Here is a 14,902-nt window from a genome sequence, read left to right as displayed (position 1 = left end):
TATCAGCGAGGTTTACATGGAACAGCTTGCCAAACAAAACAACAATATTGAACAACAAGCTAAAGCCGTTGCTGTTTCAAGCAACTGTAAATATCGAGCTTTAATCTTCAAGGTGTTAGAAAGCCTGCAATTCGCGACGCTCGAGATCATTGAGCGCGACCAGCATTCGGTGTTCGGTGATCGAGAAGCAGACTTGAAAGGTCGAATCGTGATTCATGATGCGACCTTTTTTAGAGATGTGGTCATCAACGGCAGTATCGGCGCATCTGAAGCGTACATCGATGGTAAATGGACCAGCCCAAATCTAACGCGTGTGATTCAAATCATGGCTCGTAACCAAGCCCAATTGGATGAGCTTGATGACAAGACACAATGGATTTCTCGCATCAAAAACCTATTGCTGCGTCGTAAGAATGCCAACACCGAGCAAGGCTCTAAGCGAAATATTCTCGCCCACTACGATATTGGCAACGAGCTGTATGAGCGCTTCTTAGATAGCTCGATGCAGTACTCTTCCGCAATCTACAGCGAAGACGCAGAAACCTTGTCGAAGGCTCAACAAAACAAAATGAAAACCATCTGTGAGCGACTAGAACTGTCTGAGAAAGATAGCGTGGTCGAGATAGGCACAGGGTGGGGCGGCTTAGCCATCTTCATGGCGCAACACTACGGTTGCCACGTCACCACTACCACGATCTCAGATGCCCAACATGCACTTGCTGAACAGAGAGTAAAAGCGCTTGGTTTAACCGACAAAATCACCCTGCTCAAAGAGGATTATCGCAATCTCACTGGTGAGTATGACAAGTTGGTTTCGATCGAGATGATAGAGGCGGTCGGACATGAGTATCTACAAACCTTCTTTGAAAAATGTTCCTCGCTACTTAAGCCCTCAGGCAAGATGCTGATTCAAGCAATTACTATTGCTGACAGCCGTTACGACAAATACCGCAAAGGTGTCGACTTTATTCAGAAGTACATCTTCCCCGGCGGTTGCCTACCTTCTGTTTCAGTGATGACCCAACACCTTGCGACCAGCACCGACCTTGTGGTTCAAGAAATTGATGACATTGGCCTGCACTACGCTCGAACGCTGAATGATTGGAACATCGCCTTTGAAAATAGTTGGGAAGAGCTAGAGTCTCTCGGCTATTCAGAAGAGTTTAAACGCTTATGGACCTTCTACTTCTGCTACTGTGAAGGCGCATTCAAAGAGCGCGTGATCAGCACTCACCATGTAGTCGCAAGAAAACCTCGTTACTTTGGAGAAAAAGATGAAGCGGTTTTGGATTATTAATCTCGTACTGTTTCAAGCGACCTGGGTTTGCAGTGCTTTCTTTACCGCGCAAGCCCCGTTCGTCACACCACTGATTGTAGTGGTTCACTTCCTTCTATCACCGACTCGCAGTAGCGATTTGAAGATACTCATTTTATTACCATTGGGGCTATTGCTTGATAGCCTCTTACTCCACTTCGGCGTGTTTGCCGTCGACTCTGAAATTGCGAATCAATCGTGGTTCCCGGTGTGGCTTGTCTGCCTGTGGATCATGTTCTTAATCAGTTTTAACCACAGCCTAAATTGGCTTTTAAAATGCTCGAAAGTGATCTTGTTTGTCATAGGGTTCGTAGCAGGTACTAGTAGTTATTGGGGAGGCATCAAAGCAGGTGCTCTTCTTACTACTTGGCCAGATGCATCGGTAGTTGCTGCCCTTGCAATAAGTTGGGGGATTTTGTTGCCCTTACTGGTGGCCGCCTACTCCAACTTAATACAACCTAAAATGGCAATAACGAGGTGACTTATGGCTTATCCACGCAACCCGACACAAACGTTCAAACCTGAGCGAGGTATTGTTCGCGCTCATCAGCAAGCAAAAAACACACTTCTAAGCTTTATTACTCTCCCGTTAATCTTTGCTGCGCTGTTATTTGCCGGACACGCTAGAGCCTCTGCTGTCGATGATCTGAACAAACGTGGTGAGGGTGAAATGAGTTACCTGTTTTGGACTCTCTACTCGGCAGAATTCTACGCGACTCCAACCAACTCCGAACGAGCTTTGAAGCTTGAGTATTACCGCTCTATCGATAGCAAAGACCTCGTAGACGCTACCGAAGATCAGTGGAACAAGCTTGGCTACTCTGACAGCAACATTCAACGATGGTTGAAACCCTTGTACGCGATGTGGCCGAACGTGGAAGAAGGAAGCACACTCACGATTCGTGTCGCTGAAGATAACGTAAGTCGTTTTTATTTCGATGAACAACCGATCGGCACCATCCAAGACAAGCAATTTGGTGAAGCCTTTCTAGCGATTTGGTTGTCTGAAAACACCTCTGAACCCGGTCTTCGTAAACAACTTTTAGGTTTGAACAAATGAATCCAAAAACAACAATAATAAAATTTGCTCTGGCATTTTTTTCACTCACTTGGCTAGTGGGCTGTGGCTCTGCAAGTTTAGAAGACCATGTCGACACAACGCCAGAGCTCAAGCTTGAAACCTTTTTTAATGGCGAGCTAATGGCCTACGGCATGGTGCTAGACCGCTCTGGTAACTTACTGCGCCGCTTTGATGCCAAACTGATCGCGACTTGGGACGGTGACAACGGAGAAATCAAAGAGTGGTTCTCTTTTGCCGATGGCGAGCGCTCAACTCGCGTTTGGAATCTGATCAAAACGGGCGAAAACACCTATTCTGGGACTGCCAACGATGTCGTCGGAACCGCTTATGGTGAAACCCAAGGTTCTGCGCTGTATTGGAAATATGATCTAGAAATTGAAGTAGACGGCAGCACCTATGAAGTGGTGCTCGATGATTGGATGTTCTTAATGGACGATAAACGCTTGTTCAACAAGACTGAGATGTCTAAGTTTGGCTTTAAAGTCGGAGAGGTCATCTTATACATCGAGAAGATTTGATGTAACTGCCGTTTCTGATTCTTAGTTTTAAAACGATGACTACATCTACAGTACGTAACAAAACAGCCCACAACGAAAATTGTGGGCTGTTTTGTTTGATCCCTCGAATAGCATACCTGCATGCTCAAGCCATTGTGCTAAGATGCGCCACCAGCATACAAATGGACTAGACTGACACTAAGCAGTCCCCATTTGTTTCGCTAAGCGTAGATTCCCTACCATGAATAATTGAAAAGGCTTTAAAGCATGAGCAAGTTGACCTCAGCGGAGCGTAAAGCTCGCGACAATGAACGTTTCTCACAACGCGTAAACGACCGCAGAGAAAAAGGTGAAGACGTAGTTGCTTACGCACTGACCAACAAAAAAGCTGTAAAATTCCTGACTAAGTCAGAGAAAAAACGTTTCAACGAAACGAGAGCGACTCTGCAAGAAGAGAAGCGAGTGAAAGAACAAGAAGAGCTTAACCGAATCGAAGACGCGTTCACGATCAAACAGTTCGACGACGAATAATCACTTATGATTACTCAAAAGCGCTGGCTCTATGCCGGCGCTTTTACTTGTTAGTTCTGCTACTTTTTGGCTGTGTTATTTCTGACCAAACCCGTCGATTCTTAACGGCTTTCCCCCACTTTCTTAGCTCAGCCTTACCGCTCGACCGATCACCCAAGCTATTAACCTATCAACCTATCAACCTATCAACCTATCAACCAGGCTATCGATCAACTTTAGCCATAGATCTCAGAAAATCTTAGCCTAGCCCCTTACTATCTCGAATCAACTCTACAAATTGAAGACAGTATGATTTTAATTACCGGATCAAGCAGCGGTTTAGGCGCAGCTCTCGCGAAACAATATGCTAACGCCGACGCTCAGCGCGTAGCCATTACAGGTCGCAATGCACAACGTTTAGCAGAAGTGGCGCAAGGCCTACCTGCGAATACCATTAGCCAAGCTTGTGATCTCTGTGACCCGCACTCAGTGAGCGAGTTATTGGATGCGTTACCTGAAATGCCGAAGCTGGTGATCCACAGCGCTGGCAGTGGGTACTTCGGTAAGATAGAACAGCAAGATCCAACCATCATCAGCGACATGCTGAAGAACAATATTGAGTCTTCGATCTTTTTGATTCGCGAGCTTGTACAGCGCTACAAAGATCAATCGGTCACCATCGCTGTGGTGATGTCGACGGCGGCACAAGGTGCTAAAGCTGAAGAGTCCACCTACTGCGCGGCAAAATGGGCCGTGAAAGGCTTTATCGAATCGGTAAGGTTAGAGCTAAAAGGTCACCCGATGAAAATCGTGGCGGTTTACCCTGGAGGAATGGCGACCGAGTTTTGGAATACAAGCGGTAAAGACATGGATACCTCGAGCTTTATGACCGCGCAAGAAGCCGCTCAGATGCTACAACAGGCGTTGACCAGCACAGAGCATGGCTTCGTATCAGACATCACGATAAACCGCGGCTAGTGCTTAGATAGAGCTACAAGGAAATAGAGCCGCGAGACAATTATTTGTGAGGGTGAGCATGAAAGTGTGCGACAATGCTCGGCGTAAATTCATATTCAAGGTTTATTATGAAACTTCTAGTTCGTAACCTATCGCGCTCTACCTCTGAGCAAGACATCCGTGTGCTATTTTCTGAGTTTGGCTCAGTAAAAGAGTGCAGCCTAGTTTTAGACCAAGAAACTGGCGACTCAAAAGGCTTTGCTTTTGTTGAAATGCCAGAGCAAGAAGAAGCTAAAGCGGCACTAAACAAGCTGAACTTGTCAAAGCTTGGCAAAAACACGATTCGTGTAAAAGTAGCGAACTCTTAATCGATTCAATGCTTCATAAGCCGCATGGCTTAGCTTAACAGCAGCACAGATGATAAAGCCCGTAACGATATGACGTTTTCCAGCGCAATATCGTTACGGGCTTTTTGCTGCTCGCAATTCTCTTTTCACACGATTTGAATACGCCTACAGACCTTCATGTTCATCAATAGCACGTCTTGCTTCGGCCATTGAACATCCAGATTCCATCACCAGCTGAGCCACAGTCATTGAAGGTGTAGCGGCCAACAGAGATGCCAAACACACCACGGGTTTAGGCAGCACTTTGTCGATTGCAATTGCTATCCAACCGTCTTTTTCATGGGTTAACATCGTTTTAAATTCAACGAGTTGATACTCTTGAGCGACCAACAGCCAATTACGCGAACGACGAACTCGTTTCAACTGACATCCACATTCCGCAGCATTCACCATCACTTGGCTTTTATCACTCACACGATGTACAAAACTATTCAATGGGACGCTAAACATAACTCTCTGCTAATCAATCTATTCCTACCATTCAAGAGCTCTCTACCTATCTCTCAAAACTTTCTAACTGTCACTCAATTAAAACCGTACGTAGGATTACACAGACACAAAAAAACCGCCAGTGATGCACTAAGCAACCTCGCGGTTTTTGGATGTTAACGTGTGTGGTTTACGCTTTAGTTTCTACCACAATGTCCGTTTTTACCGAGTTCGCGATAAAGCAGTTTTTGTGCGCCAAGTGGTGCAGTTTGTCGAGCTGCTTGGCGGTGGGCTTTTTGGTACCTAAAAACACAATTTTAGGGCGCAGAGTCACCTTAGTGACCGATGAGCGGCCAGATTCATCTTCTTCCAGCACACCAATCGCATCATCGACATAGGAGTCGATCACGTACTTCTGCTTTGCGGCAATGCCCAAAAACGTCAGCATATGGCAGCTAGAAAGTGCCGCGATAAACGCTTCTTCTGGATCAACATTCGCTTCCACCGAAAACGGCAGTGGCACAACATGAGGAGAAGATGAAGCTGGCACAGTGACACCACCATCGAACTCCCACGTATGACCGCGACTGTATTGGTTGTCGCTAAAGGCTTCATCTTCCGCTTTTTGCCAGCGAATGACCGCTCCATATTCAGACATAATTAATTCCTTTTATATTGTGTAACGACTTAGCGATCAGCAGGGTGATTGACGCCATCGTTGGTCACCACATCGCCAATATCAAAAGGGTTTACCCCTTCCAAACAGCCGATGTTAAAACCGTATTCATTTGGGCTAGAACGGCGTTGATGATGGGTATAGATGCCGCAGTTTGAGCAGAAATAATGCTTTGCGGTGTTGGTATTGAATTGATAAAGCTTGAGATGCTCGGCACCTTTGAGGATCTTGATGCCGTCCAGTGCAACAGAGCCCACAATCGCTCCCCTGCGACGACAGATAGAGCAATCACAGCGGCGTGGTTTTTCTATCCCGTTAGGTAAGCTGAACTCTAGTTCAACCGCACCGCAATGGCAGGTTGCCTTGTGAAAAGGTTGGATAACCGTATCTCCGACGACTTTCATTTTTCTCTCCAATCACATCCTTATGTTGGTCGTATCATAACCAGTTCAATGTTCTCTGTCCGTACCCGGGTGTTGAGTTCGAGAGATCTGTCATGCGCTGCTTCTCGGCTAATCTAACTAGACTTTTCAACCAAATCGCCAAACCGCTCAAACAAGAAATCAAGAAACAACCGGATACGCTTGGGCTGATATTTCTTGCTGATGTACACCACATTCAAGTCAGCACTCGACACCGACATCGCGGTATTGAAGTTTTTCATGTAGCCATTAAGCAGAGTCACAAGGCGTTGGTTATTGATGTCATCTTGCACATCCAACACCGATTTAAGCGCAATGCCCTCACCTTTTAATGCCCAGTAGCGAATCACTTCGCCATCGTCTGAAAATCGCTTCGGCACAACCGTCACCGACTTCTTCATATCATGTTCTTGGAAGTGCCATGTCTTGAGCTCTTCATTGCTACGCAGCATGGCTAAACAGTCGTGTTCGACCAAATCTTGTGGTGTTAACGGTGTTCCATGTTTAGCAAGATATTCAGGAGAAGCGCACAACACACGTCGGCTTGGCGATAAGCGTCTGGATATCAAACTGCTGTCGACCAGTTCACCATAACGGACCACGATATCCATGCCAGATTCAGCAATGTTCGAGAGGTTATCGTTCAAATACAGGTAAGGAATAACGTCCGGATACTGCTGACAAAACCCCGAAAGTATAGGAAGAATGTACTGCTTTCCGATGTCTTTCGGCGCGGCGATTTTTAGCGAGCCTTTGACTTCTTTTACACCATTTTGAATCAGGTTTTCGGCCTCACTGACGTTGTCTAAAATCTCCAAACACGCCTTGTGATACAGCTCCCCAGAGTCAGTCAAAGACACATGACGCGTACTTCGATTTAACAACTTCACACCATATCGCTCTTCCAGCGCTTGAAGCCTTGCTGTCATGGTCGCAGGTGATAAACCCAGTTCGCGCCCAGCCGCCGCTAACCCGTGATGCTTAACAATACTGACGAACATCGCCATATCTGAAAACTTATCCATACGATTCTCGCTTCCGTCTCTTCGTCTTACTTCTCGATCTTAATGCTCGATCTCAACACTTAGCCACACTATTCAGATTATCCGAATAATGAATTTATATTTTAGACAATTATCAAATTTAGTCGAATACATATAATGACAAACATCAACAGAACAACGCAGGAATTCAGAGCATGACTAACGAATCGACTAATCAAGAGCAGCGCACTTTCGTCATCATTGGTGGCACATCAGGCATCGGTAAAGCACTCGCGATGAAATTGAGAAACGAAAACAACACAGTGCACGTCGCTAGCCGACATACAGGCCTTAATATCAGCAATGAAAAGTCAATTTGTGAATACTTCGAATCGATTGGCGTGTTTGACCACTTAGTCGTAACAGCTGGCTCATCCGCTCCCGCAGGAAAAGTAACAGACGTAGCAACCGCAGACGCTAAGACAGCTTTTGACACTAAGTTTTGGGGCAGCTTAAACGTAGCAAAACATGCCTCACGCTACATGACGCCAAACGGCTCTATCACGCTCACGACAGGCATGTTGTCTCGCAAAGTAGTGGCTGGCACTTACGTAAAAACCGCCATCAACGCCGCGCTAGAAAGCGTAACCAAAATACTGGCGAAAGAGCTACACCCATTCGCGTCAATGCCGTTAGCCCCGGCCTGACCATGACGGAAGCCTACAAAAACATGGACGACTCTGCTCGTGCAAGCATGTACGACAACGCCAAAAAGAATCTACCCGCAGGCAAGGTTGGCGAACCTTCAGAGGTTGCGATGGGTTACCTATTCGCGATTAACAACCCATACGTAACAGGGTCAATCATCGACATCGATGGCGGCGCTCTACTCGGCTAAACCCCCGCAAAAACACAAAGACACAGAGACACAGAGACACAGAGACACAAAGAACATCGTTAGGGCGTTTATCTCAACGTCCTAACAAATAAGAATTTACATAGGTAACTCATCATGAAATCAAAAGCCATGACACAAGAAAAGATGCCATTCCAAGTTTGGATACTGACACTCGCTGCATTTGCAATCGGCACGGCTGAGTTTGTTATCGCAGGCATTCTTCCACAGATCGCCACATCACTTTCAATCACAGAAGGTCAAGCTGGCTACCTTATCAGTGCTTACGCGTTGGCTATCGTTATCGGCGGCCCGATCTTAACAATCTACCTTGCGCGCTTTAATAAGAAGATAGTGCTGATTGGCTTAATGGCACTGTTCATTATTGGCAACGTGTTATCCGCCTTAGCGCCAAGCTATCCACTTCTACTGGCAAGCCGTGTGATCGCAGGCTTAGTGCAAGGCCCTTTCTATGGCATCGGTGCGGTTGTCGCAACCAACTTAGTGTCTGAAAAAATGGCAGGTCGTGCCGTTGGCCAAATGTTCGCAGGCCTAACAGTCGCTAACGTTCTTGGCGTTCCAGCGGGAACTTGGGTTAGCTTGCAATTCGGCTGGCACACCACTTTCTTTACCGTGGCTGCACTTGGCACGATTGCGATGATTTCTATTCTAACGTCAATCAAATCGACTGGTCACAGTGAAGCAAAAGACATCAAAACTCAGCTGTTAGCGTTCAAAAACCCAATGCTGCTGATCAGCTTGGCAATCACTGCTTTTGCTTGGTCTGGCTTCATGACGCTATACGGATACCTTGCGCCAATCGCTATGCACATCACCGGCTACGGTCAAGAGTCTGTTACTTGGATCTTAGTGATTGTGGGTGTCGGCTTAATCATCGGTAACACCTTGGGCGGACGCTCTTCAGATAAAAACCTAGGCAAAGCTTCAATGTTTTGGGCCGTTGCAATGATCGTGTCATTGGTTGTAGTTGGGCTTGTGGTAGACAACAAAATCCTATTCGTTGCAGCGGTATTTGTCTTTGGTATTGCATCATTTGCGAACGTTCCAGCAATGCAACTTCGAGTGATGAACAACGGTGGCGAAGGCCAAGAGCTAGCAGCAACCGCGAATATCTCAGCGTTTAATTTAGCCAATGCCTTTGGTGGATTCCTTGGCGGCATGGTACTCGACAGCCAACTAGGCGCAGGCATGATTCCATTCGCAGCCGTTGTTGTCCCTGTTATTTGTTTGCTGCTTATTGCGAAAGCCAACCGAGCGGGGAGGCCACAAAGCAACTCTATTTTCAGCCCAGCAGAAAGCAAATAAGCCCCAATAAAAAACGAAAGATCACAGCATTAAAACAAGGTAGAAACCATGAACAAACTATTCGAAGCATCAGAACTGAAAGGCCTAGCACTACAAAACCGCGTGGTTATGGCACCCATGACACGCGCTCGTACTAGCCAACCTGGAAACGTGCCAAACGACATGATGGCAACCTATTACCAACAACGCGCAAGTGCAGGGCTGATCATCACGGAAGCAACGCAGATCTCTGATGACTCTCAAGGTTACTCATTCACACCCGGCGTTTATACCGATGCACAAATCGAAGGTTGGAAGTCAGTAACAACAGCAGCAAAAGCACAAGGTGCCGCGATATTCTGCCAGCTATGGCATGTAGGCCGAGTATCACACCCTACCTTTCAAAAAGGCGAGTTACCGATTGCACCTTCTGCATTAGCTCCAATAGAAACGCAGGTTTGGATCTCTGATGAGAATGGTAACGGCAACATGGTGGATTGCATCCAACCAAGAGAGATGACCCAAGCAGACATCGATCGTGTTGTTCAAGATTTTGCTAACTCAGCGAAAAAAGCAGTCGAGGCAGGGTTCAACGGAGTGGAAATACACGGTGGCAATGGCTACCTGATTGATCAGTTCCTAAGAACCAACTCAAACAAACGCACCGACAACTACGGCGGTAGCCGCGAGAACCGACTTCGCTTCCTAATCGAAGTGGTTGATGCTGTGATTGAAGAGATAGGTGCCGATAAAGTAGGTGTGCGCTTGGCGCCGTTCATCACCTTCAAATACATGAACTGCCCAGATATCGTACCAACGATTTTAGAGGCATCGAAGGCACTTCAAGATCGAGACATCGCTTACCTGCACCTATCAGAAGCCGACTGGGATGATGCTCCAGTTATCCCTGAAAGCTTCCGTGTCGAACTAAGAGCCTTGTTCTCTAACACCATCATCGTTGCCGGCAGCTACACACCACAACGCGCCGAAGAAGTACTAAGCAAAGGCTACGCCGATCTCGTCGCATTTGGTCGCCCATTCGTTGCTAACCCAGATCTAGTTTCACGCCTACAAAACGGCAGCGAACTATCCGATCTTGATGGCGCGACTCTGTTCGGCGGCAACGAAAAAGGCTACATCGATTATCCAGTGTTGTAGTGAATCTTAAATTGATAGAACTGCCTTAGATTTTCCTTCAGGCAAAAGAAAGGCTCGCATGACTAGTGCGAGCCTAATGCAGTTTAGGGGGTAAACCACAATCTAGTTTAATTATTTAACTTATGAGCCATTATGCACTTGTGCGCATTGATATTCTATTTTTAAATGATTCACTGCAATTAATCAATCGATAAAAGTTAGCGTTTGGTCAATTTAAACCACATAGATAACAGTGGTTTAGTGAGTGATGTCTAGAAAACCATCATAAAACCCATAAAAATCAGATCTATAAGCTTCTCATTTGCCAGTAGCCTTCACCATTAGTGGCGAGTTGGCTGTGTAAATAATCGAGCGTATCTGCGACCGTTCCCGCAATGCCTTGTGGTGGATTGAACAACAGCAAACCACTGCCGATCAGGCGATCATCACCCTTGGGCTCTCTAAGGCGAAGTTCCGACTTGATCGGACTTGGTAGCAAGCCATCTTTTACCGCTGTCACACAGTGGTTCAGAATCAGTGAGCTCTTGTCATCCGTATAAAGTGGATACCAAATTAGTGCAGATACCTTCTCAGATTGCTGATACGCCTTAACTAAGGCATCAATCACCGCGAGATATTCTGAATCGGTTTCATAGGGTGGGTCGATAACAATCAGATGGTGGTTGTCATGTTTAGCAACGTCATCAGGTAACGCTTTAAGCCCATCACCTGCGCTAATCGTAAGCTTGCTTGAAATATCTAAGTTACATTGTAACTTCTCAATATTGGTTTGCAGTAAATCAGCTTCATCTTGCTGAATGTCTGAAAAATAGAAACTATCTTGGCTGCGGCCTTGTTGGTAGGTGATGGCTGCAGAACCCGGATAGAGAGAGATAAGTTGGTTCGGATTGTAGTATTCCAGCACCGACATAAAAGAAGCGAATGCCGGAGGAAGATAAGCCTTGTTTCGCCACAAGTACCCAACCCCTTCAGCAAACTCACCAGCATGATTACTTGGTGCAGTGTTGAGGTCATAACATCCTGTACCAGAGTGGGTGTCGATAACATTGAGGCGTGAATGTTGCTGCATTAATGACTGAACAAGTGCACTCAATACTGGATGCTTTAGCGCATCACCATGGTCGCCTACATGACATTGATGTCGATATTCCATTCCCTTGCCTCATTTCTACGAACGTCATCTAAACATACTTCATATCATGAGGGCTTGCCTGCTCAATCCATCGTTTTTTGAAATAGGCTCTCTTTTCTGTAACTGTTTGACTCTTATAAAAAATAAAGCCCCTCGTTTTGTTATAAACGAAGGGCTTATTGACGTTACTGACTAAGTCGTACTGTTAACCAATAGATAACCTAACGGTACTCGCCCTCAACTTCTACTGGCGCTTTCACTTGGTAGTGACAAGGCTGTAGACCAAGTAGCTTAGGCAGTGTGATACCGACAGACACTGAAGACCACGTACCGCTGACAATACCGACAACCAATGCAATTGCGAAACCTTGCAGTGCCTCGCCACCAAGCAGCCAAAGCGCTGATACGGTGATTAGGGTTGTACCTGAAGTCACCATGGTGCGTGAGAAGGTCGCTTTAACCGATTCGTTAAGCAGGTTATCAGTATCACCGTTTGGATTGCCGCGCAGCATTTCACGAACACGGTCGGCAATGATGATCGAGTCATTCAATGAGTAACCCAAAATCGCTAACACCGCCGCCAATACGGTCAGGTTGAACTCAAACTGAGTAAAAGCGAACAAACCCAAGATGAGCGTCACGTCATAGATGATCGCGGCAAGCGCACCCAGTGCCAAGCGCCATTCAAATCGAACACTCAGGTACAGCATGATCATTAGGAAACACACCAATACCGCTAAGCCACCTTGGTCAACCATGTCTTGACCGACTTGAGGGCCAACCACGCTGCTGTTAAGCACTTTTACTTGGTCGCTGACAGAAGACAAAGCATCCACTAAGTTTGGCTGTGGAGCATCTGTCAGTTGGCTATAACGGATTGTCCAGCGATCCTGTTCTGCCATACCAACCACTTGCACATCTTGTTGGAAGGCCGTATCAAGTTTTGTTTTTAACGCATCTTTGGTGACTTGATCAGAGAGCTGAACCTCAGCAACCACACCACCTGTGAAGTCCAAGCCCCAGTTAAAACCTTTCACTGCCACCAGCATCACAGAGCTCATGAACAGCACAATAGATATCGCAGACATCACCTTACGAAGGCGAGTCATATTCTTATCCGAAATATAGCTATTTGAAAAATAGCGGTCTGAAATAGTCATTTTTGAAGTACTCATGCTTAAATCCTTACATCGTGGCGTTGGTCACGCCCCCAAACCAAATTGATGATCGCTCGTGAAGCAAAAATGCCCGTAAACATACTGGTTAGAAGACCTAAGCCCAGTGTCAGAGCGAAGCCCTGAATCGGTCCATTACCAATGGTATATAGAGCCACAGCAACGATCATGGTGGTGACGTTAGCATCGAAAATTGACGAGAATGCGCTATCGAAACCACGATCGATAGAGCTAGCAAAGCTGCGCCCTTCTTTCATCTTGTCTCGAATACGCTCGAAGATAAGCACGTTAGTGTCTACCGCCATACCGACGGTCAGTACCAAGCCCGCAATACCCGGCAGAGTTAACACCGCACCCGGTAGCAAGGCAATCAAACCAAACAACGTGGTCATGTTAACCACCAATGCACAGTTCGCGACCCAACCTAAGCGGCGGTACCATAGCGCCATAAACGTTAGCGTAAGGCCAAGACCAAGTGCCAAAGCAGCAAAGCCGTTGGTTACATTTTCAGCACCCAAAGATGGGCCAATAGTACGTTCTTCAATGATGGTCACAGGCGCAGTCAATGACCCCGCACGCAACAGTAACGCAAGCTCTTGTGCGTCTGCCAAACTGCCTGCGCCAGTGATTCTGAAGCGGCTACCCAGTTGAGATTGGATGTTTGCCACACTAATCACTTCACTGTCTTGCTTGCTGTTACCCGCTCTATCACGGCTGTATTCGCTGTACACCGTTGCCATTGGCTTACCGATGTTATGACGTGAGAACTCGGACATTTTCTTACCACCAGAAGAATCCAGCGTAATGTTGACTTCTGCACTGCCCATCTCACCAATGCCACTGCGTGCATCGATAATGTGTTCACCGCTCAGCACTGCTTTGCGAGCAACCACTACGCGATTACCATCTGAATCTTTCAGAGTTTGAGTATTGCGCGTTGCGTTGTCGTACACAGAGTAGAACGCTAATGAAGCCGTAGCACCAATCACGTCTTTCGCAGCTGCAGGGTCTTGTACACCCGGTAATTCGATACGGATACGGCTTTCACCTTGGCGTTGAATCGATGCCTCAGTGATGCCTAGCTCTTCAATACGGCTGCGCATGATCTGTAGGTTTTGTTGAACCGTTAGGTTGCGTAGCGTTCTTTGTTCTTCTTCAGACTGAGTTAACGTTAGCGATTTATCTGAACGGTCACGTTGCCATTGTGGGAACCCTTCACGAATCAGTTTTTGTGCTTTCTCGAAATCGGCATCAGTACGAAAGTTAAATTCAACTTGGTTATTCACCACTTTACCGCGTGCATAACGCACTTGGCTGGTGATTTCATCGACCACAGATTGCGCTTGGGCGTGGTAAACCGGTTCCATGTCCACTTCTAACAGGAACTGCACACCACCACGTAAGTCAAGGCCTAGCTGAATCGGTGCGAAGCCCATGTCAGTCAACCATTTCGGTGCTGCTGGCTCCATCGCTAGTGCAACAGTCGCGTTATCCAATAGGCGCTCATTCAGCACCTCTTTGGCTTTCGCTTGTTGTTCAGCATCTTCTAAGATCACGACTAAACGTTTGTCTTTTTGAAATGCAGATTTGGCTTGGATGCCTTCGCTCGCAAGGTATTGAGTAATTTGAGTCGCATCGATTGTCTGCTCAGAGCGATTGCTGATTTGAACCGATGCATTCTCGCCATACCAAGAAGGTAAAGCACTCAGAACCATGATGATAATGGTGGCGATAAGCACCGCGTATTTCCACTTTGAGTAGTGGTTAATTTGTTTTCTTTGAATGCGTTTTTTCACAGTCAAGATCTCTTCTTTCTACCAATCACCGTAAATACGTGCTCAAAAATAGCACCAGAAAAAAGCAGTGATCGAGCATTTTAACCAGCTAGGGTGACCAGTTATTTACTACGATTGGTATGTCTAATATTTTGCGAACACGAGCGATGGCTAATCACGACCAG

16 protein-coding genes and 1 pseudogene are annotated in these 14,902 nt (G+C 46.5%); 10 read left to right on the top strand and 7 right to left on the bottom strand.

The window, feature by feature from the left end; all coding sequences use genetic code 11:
• Positions 1–16 precede the first annotated feature (16 nt).
• The 7 genes from AB4583_RS06760 (at position 17) to AB4583_RS06730 (ending at position 4,728) form a co-directional block, all read left to right on the top strand.
• Positions 17–1,297, top strand: coding sequence for a cyclopropane-fatty-acyl-phospholipid synthase family protein (locus AB4583_RS06760; RefSeq protein ID WP_017061279.1), 1,281 nt, complete (start codon positions 17–19; stop codon positions 1,295–1,297).
• Positions 1,275–1,796 (top strand): DUF2878 domain-containing protein, encoded by a 522-nt coding sequence (locus AB4583_RS06755; protein WP_017061278.1) that lies wholly within the window; start codon positions 1,275–1,277, stop codon positions 1,794–1,796. Before AB4583_RS06760 ends, AB4583_RS06755 begins: the two co-directional genes overlap by 23 nt.
• Before the next feature lie 3 nt (positions 1,797–1,799).
• Positions 1,800–2,375 (top strand): chalcone isomerase family protein, encoded by a 576-nt coding sequence (locus tag AB4583_RS06750; RefSeq protein WP_017061277.1) that lies wholly within the window; start codon positions 1,800–1,802, stop codon positions 2,373–2,375.
• Complete coding sequence (locus AB4583_RS06745) at positions 2,372–2,914, top strand: DUF3833 domain-containing protein (RefSeq protein ID WP_017061276.1); 543 nt, start codon at positions 2,372–2,374, stop codon at positions 2,912–2,914. The genes AB4583_RS06750 and AB4583_RS06745 overlap by 4 nt, the downstream gene beginning before the upstream one ends.
• Before the next feature lie 246 nt (positions 2,915–3,160).
• Complete coding sequence (locus tag AB4583_RS06740) at positions 3,161–3,424, top strand: hypothetical protein (protein WP_017061275.1); 264 nt, start codon at positions 3,161–3,163, stop codon at positions 3,422–3,424.
• A gap of 288 nt (positions 3,425–3,712) precedes the next feature.
• A complete protein-coding gene (locus tag AB4583_RS06735; protein WP_372083737.1) occupies positions 3,713–4,381 on the top strand; it encodes an SDR family NAD(P)-dependent oxidoreductase in 669 nt (222 codons plus the stop codon).
• Between the two features lie 107 nt (positions 4,382–4,488).
• The gene (locus tag AB4583_RS06730) at positions 4,489–4,728 is read left to right on the top strand and encodes an RNA-binding protein (protein WP_017061273.1); all 240 of its coding nucleotides are present in this window, start codon (positions 4,489–4,491) and stop codon (positions 4,726–4,728) included.
• A gap of 144 nt (positions 4,729–4,872) precedes the next feature.
• On the opposite strand, the gene AB4583_RS06725 is transcribed toward AB4583_RS06730, so the two are convergent.
• The 4 genes from AB4583_RS06725 to AB4583_RS06710 form a co-directional block, all read right to left on the bottom strand.
• Positions 4,873–5,217 (bottom strand): ribosome recycling factor family protein, encoded by a 345-nt coding sequence (locus AB4583_RS06725; protein ID WP_017061272.1) that lies wholly within the window; start codon positions 5,215–5,217, stop codon positions 4,873–4,875.
• Positions 5,218–5,386: 169 nt separating this feature from the next.
• The gene (locus AB4583_RS06720) at positions 5,387–5,854 is read right to left on the bottom strand and encodes an OsmC family protein (protein ID WP_372116883.1); all 468 of its coding nucleotides are present in this window, start codon (positions 5,852–5,854) and stop codon (positions 5,387–5,389) included.
• A gap of 29 nt (positions 5,855–5,883) precedes the next feature.
• Positions 5,884–6,276, bottom strand: a complete 393-nt coding sequence (locus tag AB4583_RS06715; protein ID WP_017061270.1) for a GFA family protein — start codon at positions 6,274–6,276, stop codon at positions 5,884–5,886.
• A 113-nt stretch (positions 6,277–6,389) separates the two neighbouring features.
• Positions 6,390–7,319: a LysR family transcriptional regulator gene (locus tag AB4583_RS06710; protein WP_372116881.1), complete on the bottom strand. Its 930-nt coding sequence runs from the start codon at positions 7,317–7,319 to the stop codon at positions 6,390–6,392.
• Between the two features lie 173 nt (positions 7,320–7,492).
• Between AB4583_RS06710 and AB4583_RS06705 the strand changes: the two are divergent.
• The 3 genes and pseudogenes from AB4583_RS06705 to AB4583_RS06695 all read left to right on the top strand — a co-directional run bounded on the left by AB4583_RS06705 (position 7,493) and on the right by AB4583_RS06695 (position 10,635).
• Positions 7,493–8,175 (top strand): annotated as a pseudogene (locus AB4583_RS06705) (SDR family oxidoreductase).
• Positions 8,176–8,289: 114 nt separating this feature from the next.
• Positions 8,290–9,498, top strand: a complete 1,209-nt coding sequence (locus tag AB4583_RS06700; protein WP_372116879.1) for an MFS transporter — start codon at positions 8,290–8,292, stop codon at positions 9,496–9,498.
• Between the two features lie 48 nt (positions 9,499–9,546).
• Complete coding sequence (locus AB4583_RS06695; RefSeq protein WP_372116877.1) at positions 9,547–10,635, top strand: alkene reductase; 1,089 nt, start codon at positions 9,547–9,549, stop codon at positions 10,633–10,635.
• A 286-nt stretch (positions 10,636–10,921) separates the two neighbouring features.
• On the opposite strand, the gene rlmJ is transcribed toward AB4583_RS06695, so the two are convergent.
• The 3 genes from rlmJ to secD all read right to left on the bottom strand — a co-directional run bounded on the left by rlmJ (position 10,922) and on the right by secD (position 14,744).
• The gene (gene rlmJ / locus AB4583_RS06690) at positions 10,922–11,788 is read right to left on the bottom strand and encodes a 23S rRNA (adenine(2030)-N(6))-methyltransferase RlmJ (protein WP_372116875.1); all 867 of its coding nucleotides are present in this window, start codon (positions 11,786–11,788) and stop codon (positions 10,922–10,924) included.
• Between the two features lie 200 nt (positions 11,789–11,988).
• On the bottom strand, positions 11,989–12,942 hold the full coding sequence (gene secF / locus AB4583_RS06685; RefSeq protein ID WP_372116873.1) for a protein translocase subunit SecF: 954 nt from the start codon (positions 12,940–12,942) through the stop codon (positions 11,989–11,991).
• Between the two features lie 2 nt (positions 12,943–12,944).
• Positions 12,945–14,744, bottom strand: coding sequence for a protein translocase subunit SecD (gene secD, locus AB4583_RS06680; protein ID WP_372116872.1), 1,800 nt, complete (start codon positions 14,742–14,744; stop codon positions 12,945–12,947).
• Positions 14,745–14,902: the final 158 nt, after the last annotated feature.

The sequence above is a fragment of the Vibrio sp. 10N.222.49.C12 genome (assembly GCF_041475025.1).
Taxonomy (GTDB): Bacteria; Pseudomonadota; Gammaproteobacteria; order Enterobacterales; family Vibrionaceae; genus Vibrio; species Vibrio crassostreae_C.
This window is presented reverse-complemented; position numbering and strand designations above follow the sequence as displayed.